Genomic DNA, 17,513 nt, shown 5'->3' with positions numbered 1-17,513 from the left:
GAGCGAGCCGACTACCCGGAGGAGGGAGAACGATGAGTGAGCACATTGGCCGACGCATGACAATGGCACAAGCGCTGATTGCTTTCCTACGCAATCAATATATAGAACGCGACGGCGTAGAGCTGCCTTTTTTCGCTGGCTGCTTTGGAATCTTCGGTCATGGCAATGTAGCGGGCATTGGCCAGGCCCTCCAGGAGCTGCCCGATTTCCGTTATTACCAGGCTCGCAACGAGCAAGCAATGGTCCATACGGCCATCGCCTATGCAAAAGTCAAGAATCGCCTGCAGACCTTTGCCTGTACCTCCTCGATTGGACCGGGGGCTACAAATATGGTCACCGGCGCCGCCACAGCTACCATTAACCGACTCCCTGTGCTCTTGCTGCCCGGAGATTTCTTTGCTCGGCGCAATGTGGCTCCAGTGTTGCAGCAGTTGGAGTCAGAGCATACTCAGGATATCTCGGTCAATGATTGCTTTAAGCCAGTGAGCCGCTACTGGGATCGTATCACGCGCCCGGAACAGCTGCTGACCGCCCTGCCTGAAGCAATGCGTGTGCTGACGAGTCCAGCGGAGACGGGAGCGGTGACCCTGGCTTTGCCCCAGGATGTGCAGACAGAGGCCTATACGTACCCAGAGGCTTTTTTCCGTAAACGGATCTGGCATATTCCCCGTCCGCGACCAGACCGGCGACTGCTAGAAGAGGCCGCCGCCTGGATACGAGCCAGCCAGCGCCCACTGATTATCGCGGGTGGCGGCGTGATCTATGCTGAAGCCTGGACTCTGCTGGAACGCCTGGTGACCGAGACGGGGATTCCAGTAGCCGAGACGATGGCCGGGAAGGGCAGTCTGCGCTTTGATCACCCCCTCAATCTCGGAGCGATCGGCGCCACTGGTACGTTCGCGGCGAATCGCCTGGCGCGCGAGGCCGATCTGATTATCGGCATTGGAACACGCTATAGCGACTTTACGACAGCCTCGAAGACCGCCTTCCGTCATCCAGCGGTGCGGTTCGTCAATATCAATGTGTCGGAGTTCGATGCGGCAAAGCACTCGGCTCTCTCGCTGATAGGCGATGCCCGCGCGACGCTCGATGAGCTGTTGCCGCTGCTGGCAGGCTATCAGGTGTCGCCTGAGTACCGACAATGTGCCGAGGCCCTGCACTGCGAATGGGAGGCTGAGGTCTCACATATCTACGGCCTGCGTCATGGGCCACTTCCCTCACAGGGCGAGCTGATTGGGGCTGTTAATGAATATGGTTCCCCCGATGGGATCGTAGTCTGTGCCGCCGGGAGCTTGCCGGGCGATTTGCATAAGCTCTGGCGTACACGTCATCCGAAGCAGTTTCATCTGGAGTACGGCTATAGCTGCATGGGCTACGAGATCGCCGGGGGCCTGGGGGCGAAAATGGCTGCTCCCGAACGGGAGGTCTACGTCCTGGTCGGTGATGGCTCCTATCTGATGATGAATGGAGAAATTGTGACCTCCATTCAGGAGGGCTATAAGCTGGTTATCGTGCTCTTCGATAACCAGGGCTTCAAGAGTATCGGCTCACTGAGCCGCTCGCTCGGTCAGAGTGGCTTCGGGACACGCTATGTCTACCCCCGCAATGGTCGCTTGCCAGGCGATGAGGCCGGCTCCGAGGTGGTGCCGCTACCCGTTGATCTGGCAGAGAACGCTCGCAGTCTGGGCGCTTATGTGATCCGTTGCCGCGAGACCGCCGACGTGGTGGCCGCCCTGGAAACCGCTCATGCAATGGATCGCACAACGGTGATTTATGTGCCATGCGACCGCTATGAGAGTGTGCCCTCTTATGAAAGCTGGTGGGATGTAACCGTGGCAGAGGTAAGCTCTAGCCCCCAGGTCCAGGCCGCTCGCCATGAATGGGAAGCGATGCGCACTCAAGAACGATACTTCCTATAGTCAAAGGGTGCAGGGGACAGAGCGGCTGGTTGGCCGCGCTCTCGCCGTGGCGGGAGCGGTAAAGGCGATGGACAGAAGACAACTGGTAGCCGATGATGAGACGATGAAGAAGATGCCACCAGCGCGTGGCAGCAGGAGAACGAGAGCAATGTGGTCTGGAAGCGCGGGGTGTAAAGCAGATGACCATCGCCGGTCACGCTTTTGCTGCGCTGCAAGGTGGGAAGAAATGGCAATGGAGAAGATTCACATAGCAAACGCGCCCTGCTCCTGGGGAACGCTGGAGTTCGATGAGACCCAGCCACAGAAGCCGGCCATCCCCTGGGGGCAGATGTTGGACGAGCTGCAAGCCGCTGGCTATGAAGGGACAGAATTAGGGGACTGGGGCTATCTGCCTACGGCAACGGATCACCTGGCTGCAGAGCTGTATAGACGCGGGTTGACACTCGTGGCTGGCTTTGTTCCCGTGATGCTCAGGGAGCCGAGCACGCTGCGGACAGGTCTGGAGCAGGCCCTGCGCATCGCCAGCTTGCTCGCAGCGGTCTCTCAGGCCACGGGGGCCGCCTGGCAACCGCTGTTGCTCCTGGCCGACGAGAATGGCCGTGATCCTCTCCGGACATCCTGCGCTGGACGCATCTCCCCTGCTCAGGGACTGACCCCTCATGAGTGGCGCATCTTCGCACGCAACAGCGAGATCGTTGCTCGCGTCATCTACGAGTCCACGGGACTACGCACAGCCTTCCATCATCATTGTGCTGGTTACGTGGAAACACCCGAGGAGATTGCTCGCTTTCTGGAGCTGACAGATCCGAGCCTCATTGGCCTGACTTTCGATACCGGCCACTACCTCTACGGCAGCGGCAGCAGTGAGCCAGAGCTGGTCGAGGAAGCTCTGCGTCGCTTTGATTCACGGATCTGGCATGTCCATTTTAAAGACTGCTCACCAAGAGTAGCCCAAGAAGCCCGTACCCAGGGCTGGGACTACTTTACAGCGCTACGCCACGGTGTTTTCTGCGAGCTAGGGCAGGGGACGGTTCCATTCCCTGCAGTGGTGGACTGGCTCCGGCAGCGCAGCTATCAGGGCTGGATCGTCGTCGAGCAGGATGTGCTGCCCGGTATGGGCAGCCCCTATCTCAGTGCCCTGCGCAATCGCCAGTACTTGCATGGGCTTGGCCTCTAGACCCGCTGACTCTCTGCCGAGAAGAGGGACAGACAGCAGGAGCGCAAGATACTGGCAACCTGCCAGCTTGCTACCAGAACCAGCAACGAGAGCAGGTAAACCACAGGAAAGGATGACGGGATGACTGTGAAACTGCTGACCGTTGGTTTAATTGGCGCGGGACGGATCGGACGCCTCCATGCTCATCATTTGATGAGACGTCTTTCACATGTTCGGCTGCTGGCCGTGGCCGATGCCTGCGCTGAGGCCGCTGAGTCCTGCGCTCGCGAGTGCGGCATACCTCGCTTCTGCTCAAACTATCAAGAGATTCTGGCAGATCCACAGATCAAGGCCGTCCTGATCTGCTCACCAACAGCTACCCACGCCCAGCTGATCCAGGAAGCCGCTCGCTCCGGGAAGCATATCTTCTGCGAGAAGCCGCTAGCATTGGACCTGGAGACGATCGATCGCGCACTGGCTGCCGTCGAGCAAGCGGGAGTCAAACTACAGACGGGCTTTAATCGCCGCTTTGACGCGAACTTCCGCCGTGTCAGATGGGCTGTTGAGCAAGGGGAGATTGGCGCTCCGTTGATGCTCCACATTACAAGCCGTGATCCCGCTCCTCCATCGGCTGCTTATCTCCGAATCTCAGGCGGATTGTTCCTCGATATGACAATCCATGATTTCGATATGGCCCGCTTCCTGCTGGGCAGTGAAGTCGAAGAGGTCTTTGCTCTGGCCCATAGCCAGGGTGAACCAGAAATCACCCTGGCGGGGGACGTGGCCCACGCTGCCGTCATGCTGCGTTTCGCCAATGGGGCCATCGCCACGATCAGCAATAGCCGCCGCGCTCGCTATGGCTATGATCAACGCATTGAGCTGTTCGGCAGTGAAGGTAGCATCGCCATCGACAATGTCTATCCCAATACGGCAGTAATCAGCGACCGTCATGGCGTGCGACGCGATCTTCCTGCGCATTTCTTCATGGAACGCTATGCCGAAAGCTTTGCCGCCGAGCTGCAAGCCTTTGTCGATGCTGTGCTGGATGACCGCCCCGTGCCTGTCAGCGGCTACGATGGCCGCGTCCCGGTGGCGATTGCCCTGGCAGCTCAACGCTCTTTGGAGGAGCATCGCCCTGTCTTCCTGCGTGAGATAACCTGAGAAGCAGAGGTTTGGCAACATGAAGTAAGACTAAGGTGGAGCGGATTGCAGTAAACAGAGGAGAGGATACTGTGTATAGAGGAGAATATCTGAGCTGTATAGGAAGTAAAAAACTGCAGAATAAGCTGAAGGGATTGCAGTCCTGTGCCGATGGGCACGGCATCATTACAGCCCTGGCCATTGACCACCGCGCGAACCTGGCTCGGGCTTTAGCGAAGGCCCGTGGCTCATACGGGGAGGCCAGTGCCTCTGACCTGTACACCTTTAAGCTGCTGGTCACACGCATTCTCTCCCCCTATGTGAGCGCGGTCCTGCTTGATCCCGAGTATGGTCTGGAGGCCCTGGGGGCATGCCATCCCCGAACAGGCCTGATACTCGCTTACGAGCGCTCTGGCTATAGTGCCAATGGTCGCGATAAAGCTCCCGAGGTGATCCCCGAGTATAGCGTACAACGCCTGGTGGGGGCCGGAGCCCAGGCTATCAAAGTCTTGCTGTACTACAATCCCTTCGATAGCCCAGAGATCAACCGTGTCAAGCAAGCCTATGTCGAGCGCATAGGGGCCGAGTGCCAGGCCCTGGAAGTGCCTTTCTTCCTGGAGCCGCTCGTCTATCCTGGCAAAGAGATAGCTGAGGAGAACGCTGAGCTGAACTTTGCCCGGGTCAAGCCGATCTACGTCGTTCTCACCGTGGCCGAGTTTGGACTGCCGCGCTACGGCGTCGATGTTCTGAAAGTAGACTGGCCCATCGTACCGACCTACACCGCCGGGCTGCAGAGCTGCGAGGCACCCACGCCGGTCTACTCGCGTGAGGAGGCCATTGATCAGCTACGGGCCGTGGGAATGGCAACTTCGCTGCCCCTTGTCTATGCGAGCGCAGGCTACAGCGCCGCTACTGTCTGTGAGCTCCTGGAGCTGGCCGCCGAGGCCGGCGTTCCCTTCTGCGGCATGGTCTGTGGCCGCGCCCTCTGGCAGGAAGGAATCTCTCTCTATGCCAGGGAGGGAAGTGCCGCCCTGGAGCACTGGCTGGAAGAGGAGGGGGTGGCCACCCTGCAGACAATCGCTCGTGTCTTGCACCGCTGTGCCACTCCCTGGTGGAAGCTGCTGCCCTCCGGCTGGTCCAATCCCACAGAGTGATCAGCTTAAGCAAACCAGCACTGCGGAGCGGAAAGCAGCGAAAGATCGCGGCTGCCATAGGCGGCTATGTCTGCCCTGCCTTGTTCTGGCGTGTCCCCGGCCCCGGCTGCAGCGAAGGCCCGAAGCGAAGACCTGGCCCACAGGTGAAAACCCGCCTGCAATCAGGCAGGAACGAAGCCGGGCAGCCAGGCCGGGGCGGGGAAAGAAGTTGCCGTCGCCAGTGCAGGCAGAGGCAGCTGGCTGCCAGAAGCATCACCACGCTGAGTCTACATGCTATAATGTGGATATCGCCTATCATCTCGCTGGCGCCACCTGCTCAGGCAAAAGCGAGCGTTGTTCAAGGAAGGACAGTCTACCATCTGCATTCAGGGAAGAGAGAACTATGTCTTCATCCACATCCAGAAAGCGAGCAAATCCTCCCACCTCGCCAACGCGCTCGCTGGGGCGCACGTCTCAAGCCTCCACCAGTTCCGTCAGCAAACACGTGCAAATGGAAGCCAGGCCCAAAGGGATGCCCCCCAGACAGATGCAGCGGGCAGGCCGACGACGGGGCGTCTCAGTCTGGCGCGCCTACCGTTGGTGGCTGGTAGGCGTCACTTTGATCTTGATCGGCGCCATCGTCGGCCTCTTCTTCTTCCTCGGCCATCAGAACACAACCACGCTCACGAACACTAGCCGCTCTGCGACAGACCCACAGGTCATGAACAATCTGGCTCTCATCAACGATAGCCAATTCTCTAAAGTAGGCACCGGTGACCTGTCGAGTCCTCTGCGCGTCATCGCTGATCGCCCAATGCTGCGCGGACCTGGCGGCAAGCCGGAGTTCTTCTATTGGGGCGCCGAGTTCTGCCCGTACTGTGCCGCGGAGCGCTGGCCAGTCGTTGTGGCTCTCAGTCGCTTTGGCACCTTCAGCCGGCTGCCAGAGACAATCTCCTCTGATACAGATGCTTACCCAAATACCGCAACGTTTACCTTTCATGGCAGCTCCTACCAGAGCAACTACCTTGATTTTGCCCCAGTTGAGCTAGAGGACCGCGAAGGCCACCCTCTCGAAGGGCCGACAGCAGCGCAGCAGCAGATCATTGGCTCGCTCAATCCTGACGGCAGCATCCCATTCCTGGACATTGCCAACCTTTACCTGGTACGCGGCCAGAGCTTTGATCCGGGCATCCTCGCAGGGCTGTCCCAGCGCGACATTGCCCTACAGCTCACTGATCCCGGTACTCCCGTGGCTAAGAGTATCCTGGGCGTCGCCAACTACTTGACCGCTGCGATCTGTGTGGCCACAGGGGACCAGCCGGCAAGTGTCTGCAAAGCTTCCTATATCCAATTTATTGAAAAGCAACTGCCACGCTCACCCTATGCTCCTACCCCCTCACCATCTGCCAGTCTGCCGTCAGACCTGCCGACAACGGCCCTGGGGCTGAGCGCGCTGCTACCCGTCGTCCGCTGGCCCCGGCGAGAGGAGAGAGACCGCCGAGGTTGGGGCGAAGGGTAAAAAGGAGCAAGCAAAGAGGCATTCGAAGCGAAGGCAAAACCAGCCGTGGGCCGCGAGGGAAGAGCACCCTCCTCCACGGCTGGCCGTCTTTTCATCCTGCTGCTGCTCTCACTGTCTGGCAAGCAGCCAGCTTACGAGGCGCGCTGACGGGCCTCTTGCCAGGCTCGTACGATGCGCTCCGAGGTCATCGGCAGCTCCGTCAAGCGTAGTCCAAGGGCGTCGCGCAGCGCGTTGCCAATGGCAGCGGCCACCGGGACGACCGGGGGCTCGCCCGCTCCCCGGGCCCCGAAGGGACCAAGCTCGCACGGCACCTCGATGATCAGCGGCGTAATCGGAGGGACATCCTGGCTATGAGGCAGGGCGTAGTCCATCAGGGTCCCCGTGAGCAATTGGCCCTCCTCGCCATAGGCCAGCCGCTCCAATAAGGCCCAACCAATACCCTGCGCCACGCCTCCGTAGATTTGGCCCTCCACCTCTCCACGGTTCAAAGCCCGCCCCACATCCTGAGCTGCAACATAGTCCAGTACCCGTACCTCTCCTGTTTCAGGATCAACGGCCACCTTCGCCAGGTGCACAGCAAACATCGGACCAGAGGTAGCGTTTGCTGAGCGACCACGGCCAAAGACGGGGGCATAACGAGCGCCGAAATTGGTCGAACTGGCCGCCACCTGCTGAAGCGTCACATACTTATCGGGAACACCACGCACAGTGACCCGCCCATCGCGCAGATCAAGATCCTCGCGCGCCGCCTCCAACAGCTCCGAAGCAATGGTCAAAATCTGTTCGCGGGCGTCCTGAGCCGCCGCCAGGACAGCAGAGCCAAGGGCGTAGGTGGTCTTACTGCCAGCCGTCAAGCCACTGTAGGGCATCGTGTCAGTGCCCTCATGAGCCACCGTGATCGAGCGCGCCGGCAGACCCAGGATCTCCGCCGCAATCAGGGCCAGGGAGCTGTCGGAACCTGAGATATCCACGCTGCCAACGATCACCGTCACACTGCCGTCTCCCTCCAGACGACAGAGAGCCGCCGCCGGCTCCGTCGCTCCCGGCCAGCCACTCGCTGCCAGGCCGATCCCGACACGCCAGCCGCTTAACTCCGTTGGAAGCTCGCTTCGAGCGCGCTCGCGCTCGCTCCAGAGCGGATGGCTCCCGATCGCTTCCAGGCACTCCACCAGACCGATGCGGGGCCAGCGACCCCCAGGCGCGCGCGGGTCGCCCTCACGCAGGGCATGGCGCAGACGGAATTCTAAGGGATCAAGCCCAAGACGGCGACATAGCTCATCGACCGTCGACTCCAGGGCAAAATAGGCCTGTGGACCGGTCGGCGCCCGGTACGCGGCGCTGCCCGGCTTATTGGTCTGTACCAAATAGCAATGGATAGCAAGGTGAGGACAGCGATAGAGATTGCTGAAATGGAAGCTGCTCAGTCCAGCCAGAGGATAGGGATAGGCCCCCGAATCAAGGATCATCCGCACCTGGATGGCCGTCAGCGTGCCGTCCCGGCGCGCTCCCAGCCTCACCGTAATCGCGGTCTGCGGCGCCGGATTGCCGGCCAGCAGCTCCTCCTGGCGCGTGTAGACCAGGCGCACCGGTCGACCCAGCTGCTGCGCCGCCGCCGCCACCAGTGGCTCTAGCAGCACTTCCTTCCCTCCAAAACCGCCACCGACTGGCACCGGCTCCACATGGATCTGCCGCTCTGACAGGCCCAACGCCAGAGCCACTGCCCGACGAGCATTGAGCAGCCCCTGCGTGCTGGAATAGATCGTCAGCTGCCGGGTGCGTGGATCAGGGACGACCAGGGCTGTCTGCGGTTCCACATAGGATTGATGCACGGGCGCAGTCTTGTAGTGCTCCTCCACAATGACCTCCGCCTCTCGCCATCCCTCCTCGATGTCCCCCATGAGCAGCGGCGGAAGTGCGGCGGCATTGGGCGAAAGACCTTCCTCCTCCAGGGAAGTACCAGGCGGCAGAAAGAGCGCGTGGCTCTGCCGCAGCGTCTCACGAAAATCGCGCTGCAAACAGGTTCGCGGAGCGTCCGGCTGACAGGCGGCCTCGGGATCAAGCACAGCCGGCAACGGCTCATAATCGACCTCGACGGCAGCAGCTCCATCCTCAGCCAGTGCCTCCGTCTCCGCAACGACCAGCGCCACAGGGTGGCCGCACCAGCAGACCTCGGTACTGGCCAGCGGCTCCAGTGAGCGAACTCCGCCGTCCGCGGGCCGCAGGCCCAGATTGGCCGCAGTGAAGACGGCAACCACCCCCGGCAAAGCCAGAGCCGCCGCGGAGTCGATACGCCGGATGAAGGCATGGGCGTAGGGACTGGTAACCAGACGAGCATGCAACAGCCCCTCCGGCCAACGATCGCCCGCATAGCGAGCACGCCCGCTGACTTTAGCCTCGCCGTCCTGGCGAGGGAGCGCCGTGCCAATCAAGACAGATGACGCCTGCCTCTGTGCTTCATGCAACATCGATACAGACCTCCTTTCGCCTCCTGCAGAAAGAGGAGAACCAGGCTTCTCTCACTACAGCCGGGCGCCAGCTCGCCCGTCGATAGACCAGGCAGAGCGGCACCGCTTTTCATTGAATGCCAGCGGCACTGCTCCCGTCAAGTCCCCACCTCCAACGCTGCCAGGGCAGCGAGGCCGGGCAGGATGGCCAGCATGGCCGGTCGTCCCGCCCTGGCTGTCAAAACAGTGACTGCCAGATGTCCGCTACCTGCTCTGGCCTTACGGCGCAAGCAGCCCTATGCTCTCCCTTAGCAAGGAATGCCAAGGGGGACCTCCCCGCCCAGAAAGGACGCAGTATGTTCAGCAACAGCAGCAAGATGCCAGCCTACCGCTACCTCTCCTCGCTGCTTGGTTGCGCGACCATCACTCTGATCGCCGCCATCAGCAGTCTTCTGCTCATCGGTAGCCCGCGCCATGCCGCGCAAGCAGCCTCCGGCTTTGTCACCCGCTGTGGCATTCACTTCTGCCTCAACGGCCAGCTGTTCTACTACGCCGGAGCCAATAGCTACGATATCTTTACCTTTGGCGATGGCAGCAGCAGCAGCACCCAGGATGATATCGAGAACAAATACATGGACAAGGCTGCCATCGATGCCTACTTTAGCAACGCCCAGAGCGATGGCATTACGGTTGTGCGTACCTGGATGTTTGACCACGAGACCTGGCACGGCTTCGAGCCTTCGAAGGGCGTCTACAACGTCGCTGAGTTCGATGAATTTGATTACATCATTCAATCGGCCAAGGCGCACAACATCCGCCTCATCCCGGTCTTTGAAAATTACTGGGAGGCGTACGGTGGGATCGATACCCGCCTGCAATGGGAAGGACTGCCCACTGGCCAGTCCAACCGCTGGCGCTTCTTCAATCAGCAGCAGTGTCCAGGCTGCTTCACCCAGTACAAGAACTACGTTTCATACGCCCTCAACCACGTCAATCACTACTCAGGCATTGCCTACAAAGATGAGCCGACCATCTTCGCCTGGGAGCTGATGAACGAGCCACGCTACGAGAACGCCACCCCTGATGAGAGCACAACCGGCACCACCCTGCGGGCCTGGGTCGACACGATGGGCGCTTTCATCAAGAGCATCGACCCGAACCATATGCTGGGGACGGGCCTCGAAGGCCAGGGAACAGCTTACGGCTACGGCGGCAACTCCGGCAATCCTTTTGTCTACATCCATCAATCTCCATATATTGATTTCACTTCCGCCCACTTCTACCCGACCGAGAGCTGGGCGAACCTGAGCATGAGCCAGGCCCAGCAGGTCATCAACAAGTGGGTCAGCGATTCCCACAACGTCGTCGGCAAGCCGTTTATCCTTGGAGAGTTCAACAGCCGCTCGGATGTTGGCAACCGGACAGGCTGGTGGACCATGTTTTACAACACACTGGAGCAGGACGATGCCGACGGAGACAACTTCTGGATGTACGTTGCGCGTAATCCTGACAGCATCTACGGTGTAACGCACGGAGCCCCCGAGCTGGCCATCTTCCTGCAGCACTCGCAGCACCAGCAACAGAAGTCCGGTGGTAGCCCAGGCACGGGCACGACGCCGACGCCGGGTGTCACGCCGACCGCTACAGCAACCGCTGCGGCCAGCCCGACGCCGACTCCCAGGCCGACAGTGACACCGACGCCGACCCCGTCACCAACTCCGGCTGTCACGCCGACGCCGACCCTAACACCGACACCTTCCAGCGGGCTGAGCTGCCGGGTGCACTACGCCATTACCGCCCAGTGGCCTGGTGGCTTTGGGGCCAGCATCTCCATCACTAATACGGGCAGTACGGCCATCAATGGCTGGACGCTCAAGTTCACCTTCCCGAACGGGCAGACGGTCACCCAGGGCTGGAATGGCAGCTTCAGTCAGCAAGGCAGCACCGTCACCATTACCAATTTGTCCTATAACGCCACCATCCCGGCGGGAGCGACGCTGGGGAGTGCCCCCGGCTTTAACGGTACCTGGAACGGCACAAACTCACCCCCGACGAGCTTCACACTGAACGGAGTAACCTGCAGCACCCAGTAATACCCTCTGGGCCAGCCCTGCCACCACCGGTCACCAGGCAGGAGTCTGGCCCATCTCCCTCCCTCAACCTGCCTGCGGATGTAGGGAGCAGGCCCTTTCGGCCTCCGCTCAGAGTGAGCCTGCTTCCCTGGCCTCATCCTCCTCTTTCCCTCCTCTTTCGAATCTCGAAAATGTTGCGAAAAAAAAGTCCCGGAAGTCTTGACGGAAACCGGTTTCAATGTTATAGTTTCGCCAGAAACCGGTTCCAGAAGCTGGCACCACCCGCGCAGGAACCAGGTGCACAACCAAAGCCTTAGACGTTGGAGAGACGGACAATGGATGAGAAGCTCACCATCCAGGATATCGCCCGCCTGGCCGGGGTCTCGAAGTCGAGCGTCTCGCGCGTCCTGAATAATTATCCTGCCATCAGCCAGGAGCTGCGCGAGCGCGTGATGCGGGTGGTGCGCGAATACAACTTTGTGCCGAATGTGACGGCCCGAGGATTGGCCGGCGGCAAGACGCGCCTGGTTGGGGTATTGACCCCGCCGCTGACCTGGCCAGCGATTCCGGAGATACTGCGTGGGGTGGCGGAGTATATCGAGCGTACCTCCTATGAGATGGTCCTCTACAGCATCAATTTTGAGAATCCTACCCACACGGACGTCGTCGATCGCATTCTCTCTCTGCGTATGGTCTCGGGCCTGCTGGCCATCCTGCCCTGCGATCTGACCCCCCATTTGCTCAGGCATTTTGAGCGCGGGCTGCCGATGGTCATGATCAATGACCAGGAGCCGCCAGAGCATTTCCCTTGCCCGTGGGTGGGGGTGGATAATCGCACTGGGGGCTATCAGGCAACTCGCCACCTGCTCGACCTGGGCTATCGGCGCATTGCCCATGTGATGGGGCCGAAGCGCTACTACTGCGCCCAGGAGCGCTATGAGGGCTATTGTCAGGCGCTGCATGAGGCCGGGCTCGCGCCTGACCCCGAGCTGCTGCTGCAGGGCGAGTTTGATCCCGCCAGTGGCCGCCGCTGTGCCCGCGAGTTGTTCGCCCGCGAGCGAACGCGCTGGCCCGAGGCGATCTTTGTGGCCAATGATCAGATGGCCTACGGCTTTCTAGAAGTAGCCGAGGAGCAGGGCATCCAGATCCCCCAGGATGTCGCTCTGGTCGGCTTCGATGATAACCTGGTCTCGTCCCATGTCCGCCCGCCGCTGACAACGGTGCGCCAGCCGTTCTCTCAGATGGGGGCGAAGGCCATCGAGCTGCTCTTGATGATGGTCGATCCCGATCATGTGCTCCCGCGCACGCGGGCCAGCCAGGACGGGAAGCATAGCCAGGCTGGGGCAGGGATGACCCCGGCAGGTGGGCCTCTGGCCACTGCCGCCGCTGGCTCCGACCATCAGCTGGGTGCGCGCGCGGGAGCTGTACTCGAAGCCTCTGCTCCCTATCGCCTGGACGGGGCCATTCATATACAACTCGATACCAGCCTGGTGGTACGAGCGTCAAGTGTACCTGCCTGACACCGGCTCGCCCTTCCGCGTTGCGTTGGACCGCACGAGGCGAGCCCTTCATCCAGATAACGCTTGCTTGCTCTGCCAGAGGATGTCTTGTCTGAGTCGCATGGATGCGTCTCTCTGCCGGAGAACAGTATGTCTTGTCGTACTGTTGTCCTGCTTTCTAAGCTGGCTGGTGAGCCGGGCCGCCTGGCAGCGGCTCAGGCATACAGGGCCTGGGACTCTGTCTTGCCTGCCCCGGCTCGGCTCGCCGGGTCCTGCCCTCTGCTGACCGCCAGACGGCAGCCAGACAGACTGGCTGGCTGGCAGACAGACAGACGGACAAACAGGGAGACCAGCTATCTGGCTCAACCACGCTGCTGGTCTGGCCATCCAGTGTACCGCCTGGAAGGATGGGGTGGAAGGAGGTGGATGGCTGGCCAGTGCGCTGTGGCTGCTGGCCACTCTTGCCGGCGCAGTTGCTGCTGCCGGCACTGCAGCACTGCTGTTGGCTGCGTCCGCTCGCTGCTTGCCCGCCAGAGCGCCAGGCGCGGCGACGCTGGCTCTTCTCTCTGGCCGACGGCGTGCTGCCAGCTCAGCTGCAGTGCAGCTGATGACTTTTCCGCAGAAGAAAGGAGTATTGGATGCGGATATCTCAGCGTAGAGTTCACAGGGATGTTGATGAGCCTGCTCGTTCCGGCTCCGCTTTCCGTCGGTTGCCCTTCAGGTGGCTCCTCTTCGCCGTCTGTGCCCTGGTGGTCTGCCTTTCGACCGGGCTGTTCCTCGTGGCCCGCACAGTCCCCCAGGCCCATGCTGCTACCTGGACTCAGGTCTGGGGCGATGAGTTTAGCGGCTCGGCAGGCTCTCCGCTGAATACGTCGCAGTGGATCTACGATATCGGCACCGGCTATGGCACTGGGGAGATCGAGACGACGACTAATAGCACGGCCAATGTCTCCCTGGATGGCAATGGCCACCTGGCCATCACGCCCCTGCGCGATGCCAATGGCAACTGGACCTCGGGCCGCATTGAGACGGTTAACGATAGCTTTGCTGCTCCTCCCGGCGGCGAGCTGGAGGTGACGGCCTCCCTGCAGCAGCCCAATGTCTCCGGCAATGCTGCCCTGGGCTACTGGCCGGCTTTCTGGATGCTCGGTACACCTTACCGCTCCGACCATAACTGGCCCAACGATGGCGAGGTCGACATTATGGAGGATATCAACGGCCTCAGCTCGGTCTTCGGGACGATGCACTGTGGCACCTATCCCGGCGGCCCCTGCAATGAGCCAAATGGTATCGGCAGCGGTCAGAAGCCCTGCTCCGGCTGCCAGACAGGCTTCCATACCTATACGGTCATCATCGATCGCAGCGTCTCGCCTGAGCAGATCCGCTGGTACCTGGATGGCAATAACTACTTTACGGTCAGTGCCAATCAGGTGGATGCCACGACCTGGGCCAATGCTGTGGATCATGCTTTCTACATCATCTTCGATCTGGCCATCGGCGGTGGCTTCCCCGCTGCCTTCGGCGGCGGCCCGACCTCTTCTACTCAGCCCGGCGTGCCTATGCTGGTCGATTATGTGCGCGTCTATACTGCCAATGGCTCGGCAGTGACGCCGACTGCGACTCCTACCCCTAGCCCAACACCAACGGCCAGCGGCGGCAGCGGCAGCGGCTTCACACAGGGAGTCAAAGCCATCAGTAGCAATCAGGTGCAGTTCTGGTTTCAGCCGAGTGGCTGGACGGCGGGCTATGTGATCCTGCACTACACGATTCCCGGTCAGGCTCAGCAGAACGTGCAGATGAGCTATAACAGCAGCGCCGGCCAGTGGCAGTATACAGTCAGTGGGGTCAGCTCGGGACAGACTATCACTTATTCCTTCACGTACCAGAAGAGCGGGCTGCAGTACGATACATCCACCTATACCTATACGGTAGGCTCTTCGGCTGCCACCCCTACGCCGACACCGACGCCCTCGGGCGGCAGCGGCTTCAGCCAGGGAGTGAACAGCGTGAGTGCTACTCAGGCGCAGTTCTGGTTTCAACCGAGCGGCTGGACGGCGGGCTATGTGATCGTGCACTATACGGTCCCCGGCCAGGCCCAGCAGAACGTGCAGATGAGCTACAACAGCAGCGCCGGCCAGTGGCAGTACACGGCTGGTGGGATGAGTTCGGGGCAGACGATCACGTACTCGTTTACCTACCAGAGGAACGGGTTGCAGTACGATACGTCCACCTATACCTGGACTCATCCGTGAAAGCTGTCCCGCTTTCGTGACCTTCGTCTTTGCTTGCGGTGAGTTGATTCCTCACCTCTCCCTTGCTCGGCGCTGCTATCATCAGGGCTGCCGCTGCAGAGAGCCAGACGGCCAGACAGAGGGGCAGCGCCGAGTGGGGATGGCGGTGGTGTCAGATCCGGCTGATTTCGGGGCTGATGCCGGATGCGGTCCGCTGAGCTCAGGAGGAACTCGGCCTGGAAGTCCGATCAGGAGGGCTGGCTGGTCCAATGCTGACCGTGATGAGACGATGCTTTGTTCGCTCAATCGACGTCCGATTCGCTTTCCAAGGAGGTGCGCTTATGTGCGATAAGACCGGCCTCACTCGTTCTTCTCCACGACCTGGCTCTGTGGCTGGCCTGGGGCGCGCTGTGCTCTCGCTGCTGGCGCTGAGCATGTTGCTCCTCTTGGCTGCCTGTGGGCAGGGAAGCACTAGCAGCTCATCCAGTAAGACGCACGTGCTGACGGTCGTGCCCAGCCCGAAAGGTGACTTCACCAACGGCTTTAGCCCCTACTCGGCCAACGCGAACTACGGTTCGCAGGGCATGATCTACGAGACGCTGCTCTTCTTTAATCGCATGAATAGCCAGATCACGCCCTGGCTGGCGCAGAGCTACGATTTCTCCAACGATGCCAAGACCCTGACCTTCCACCTGCGCCCTGGTGTAAAGTGGTCGGATGGCCAGCCTTTCACGTCGGCGGATGTGGTCTTTACGCTGCAGATGCTCAAGCAGTATCCGACAGCCGACGGCAATGGCCTCTGGCAGTATCTCCAGAGCGTCCAGGCTCCCGATGACCAGACGGTGACCGTTACTTTGAAGGCCCCCTATACGCCGCTCCTCTGGTATCTGGCTGGTCAGACCTGGATCGTCTCGAAGCATGAGTATGCCAGCGCCGGCGACCCAACCAAGTTCGTCGACGCTAATCCCGTCGGTACCGGCCCCTTCATGTTGAAGTCCTTCTCGCCGCAGCTGATTACGCTCAAGAAGAACCCCAACTACTGGCAGCCCGGTAAGCCGGCTGTCGATGAGATCCGCTATCCCGCCTTCGATTCGAATACCAGCGCCGAGCTGCTGCTCAGCCGCGGTGATGTCGATTGGACGGGCCTCTATACGCCCAATATCCAGCAGACCTATGTGGCGAAGGACCCTGCGCATAATCATTACTGGTTCCCCAACCGCAATATTGTGATGCTGTATTTGAATACGGCCAAGGCTCCGTTCAATCAGCTGGCGGTCCGTCAGGCCATCAGCGCGGCCATCGATCGCGAGCAGATCTACAAGGTGGCCGAGAGCGGCTACGAGCCGGTGGCCAGCCCGACTGGCCTGGTGCTCCCCGAGAACCAGAGCTACCTGAATCCGAAGTACGCCAATGTCTCCTTCGCCAAGGACCCCAATCAGTCACAGCGGCTCCTGGAGAGCGTTGGCTTCCATAAGGGGTCGGATGGCATCTATGCCGATAGCAGCGGCAAGAAGTTGTCGTTCCAGATCAATGTGGTGACCGGCTGGACTGACTGGGTGACGGCGGTCCAGATCATCGCGAACAATCTGAAGACCATCGGCATCGATGCGAAGGTGAATTCGATTTCCTTCAACGCCTACTTCAGCGCTCTGCAGATGGGCAGCTACGATATGGCGATCTCCTGGACGAATCCAGGACCGACGCCCTTCTACTTGTATAATTCGCTGCTCAATAGCACGAACAGTGCTCCCCTCGGGAAGCCGGCGGCTTCCAACTGGGAGCGCTGGATCGACTCGACGACCGATAAGCTGCTGGCTCAGTACGCGACAACCACTGATCAGACGCTGCAGCAGCAGGCGCTCTATGGTCTGCAGCAGATCATGGTGGAGCAGCTGCCGAGCATTCCGCTGGTCTATGGGGCAACCTGGTACGAGTACAGCAGCCGCAATTTCACCGGCTGGCCGGATGCGAATAATGCCTATGCTTCCCCGGCTCCCTTCGACTTCCCCGATGCCGAAGTGGTGGCCTTGAATTTGAAGCCCGTTGCCTGAAACCCCGTGCGTAGGTGAGGTGAGCGGGCCGATCGGGTGCGGCTCTCTCACCTCCCTCCGCAACGGCCCGCTCCGCCCGGCGCTCCGCTTCCCATTCCCGAGGAGCGCCTGGACCAATCCGCCGCTCGCCGCTCTGGCTTCGTCAGCAGGCGGCAGCCAGGCACGGCACCGACCATCAGCCTTCGGCTCGGCACCTATTCCGATAGCGCTCCTTTTCGCTTTCGCTCGTTCGCTGGCACTGGCCACTGGCACTGGCCACTGGCACTGGCCACTGGCACTGGCCATGAATTGAGATGGTAACGAAATGGCAACGGACAGGCAAACGGGTTTGCTTTCCTGATAATAAAGG

11 protein-coding genes are annotated in these 17,513 nt (G+C 60.7%); 10 read left to right on the top strand and 1 reads right to left on the bottom strand.

Annotated features, from left to right (window positions below):
* Positions 1 to 32: 32 nt before the first annotated feature.
* From iolD to BGC09_RS22885, 5 genes are all read left to right on the top strand, one after another.
* Complete coding sequence (gene iolD / locus BGC09_RS11580; RefSeq protein ID WP_069804153.1) at positions 33 to 1,919, top strand: 3D-(3,5/4)-trihydroxycyclohexane-1,2-dione acylhydrolase (decyclizing); 1,887 nt, start codon at positions 33 to 35, stop codon at positions 1,917 to 1,919.
* 226 nt (positions 1,920 to 2,145) lie between these two features.
* On the top strand, positions 2,146 to 3,096 hold the full coding sequence (locus tag BGC09_RS11575) for a TIM barrel protein (protein WP_218104027.1): 951 nt from the start codon (positions 2,146 to 2,148) through the stop codon (positions 3,094 to 3,096).
* A gap of 120 nt (positions 3,097 to 3,216) precedes the next feature.
* Positions 3,217 to 4,236, top strand: a complete 1,020-nt coding sequence (iolG, locus tag BGC09_RS11570; protein WP_069804151.1) for an inositol 2-dehydrogenase — start codon at positions 3,217 to 3,219, stop codon at positions 4,234 to 4,236.
* A 71-nt stretch (positions 4,237 to 4,307) separates the two neighbouring features.
* On the top strand, positions 4,308 to 5,369 hold the full coding sequence (locus tag BGC09_RS11565; RefSeq protein WP_218104026.1) for a tagatose 1,6-diphosphate aldolase: 1,062 nt from the start codon (positions 4,308 to 4,310) through the stop codon (positions 5,367 to 5,369).
* 526 nt (positions 5,370 to 5,895) lie between these two features.
* Positions 5,896 to 6,867, top strand: a complete 972-nt coding sequence (locus BGC09_RS22885; RefSeq protein ID WP_069804150.1) for a DUF929 family protein — start codon at positions 5,896 to 5,898, stop codon at positions 6,865 to 6,867.
* A 131-nt stretch (positions 6,868 to 6,998) separates the two neighbouring features.
* On the opposite strand, the gene BGC09_RS11555 is transcribed toward BGC09_RS22885, so the two are convergent.
* Entirely contained in the window at positions 6,999 to 9,332 is a 2,334-nt protein-coding gene (locus BGC09_RS11555; protein WP_069804149.1) for a xanthine dehydrogenase family protein molybdopterin-binding subunit, read from the bottom strand.
* Between the two features lie 335 nt (positions 9,333 to 9,667).
* Between BGC09_RS11555 and BGC09_RS22880 the strand changes: the two genes are divergently transcribed.
* The 5 genes from BGC09_RS22880 to BGC09_RS11530 all read left to right on the top strand — a co-directional run bounded on the left by BGC09_RS22880 (position 9,668) and on the right by BGC09_RS11530 (position 17,164).
* Positions 9,668 to 11,404: a cellulose binding domain-containing protein gene (locus tag BGC09_RS22880; RefSeq protein WP_069804148.1), complete on the top strand. Its 1,737-nt coding sequence runs from the start codon at positions 9,668 to 9,670 to the stop codon at positions 11,402 to 11,404.
* 314 nt (positions 11,405 to 11,718) lie between these two features.
* The gene (locus BGC09_RS11545) at positions 11,719 to 12,903 is read left to right on the top strand and encodes a LacI family DNA-binding transcriptional regulator (RefSeq protein WP_052888968.1); all 1,185 of its coding nucleotides are present in this window, start codon (positions 11,719 to 11,721) and stop codon (positions 12,901 to 12,903) included.
* A gap of 401 nt (positions 12,904 to 13,304) precedes the next feature.
* The gene (locus BGC09_RS11540; protein WP_069804147.1) at positions 13,305 to 13,490 is read left to right on the top strand and encodes a hypothetical protein; all 186 of its coding nucleotides are present in this window, start codon (positions 13,305 to 13,307) and stop codon (positions 13,488 to 13,490) included.
* Positions 13,491 to 13,520: 30 nt separating this feature from the next.
* Entirely contained in the window at positions 13,521 to 15,134 is a 1,614-nt protein-coding gene (locus BGC09_RS11535; RefSeq protein ID WP_069804146.1) for a glycoside hydrolase family 16 protein, read from the top strand.
* A gap of 320 nt (positions 15,135 to 15,454) precedes the next feature.
* Positions 15,455 to 17,164: an ABC transporter substrate-binding protein gene (locus BGC09_RS11530; protein ID WP_084658490.1), complete on the top strand. Its 1,710-nt coding sequence runs from the start codon at positions 15,455 to 15,457 to the stop codon at positions 17,162 to 17,164.
* Positions 17,165 to 17,513 lie beyond the last annotated feature (349 nt).

Origin of the sequence: Thermogemmatispora onikobensis, assembly GCF_001748285.1 — a bacterium.
GTDB lineage: Bacteria > Chloroflexota > Ktedonobacteria > Ktedonobacterales > Ktedonobacteraceae > Thermogemmatispora > Thermogemmatispora onikobensis.
This window is presented reverse-complemented; position numbering and strand designations above follow the sequence as displayed.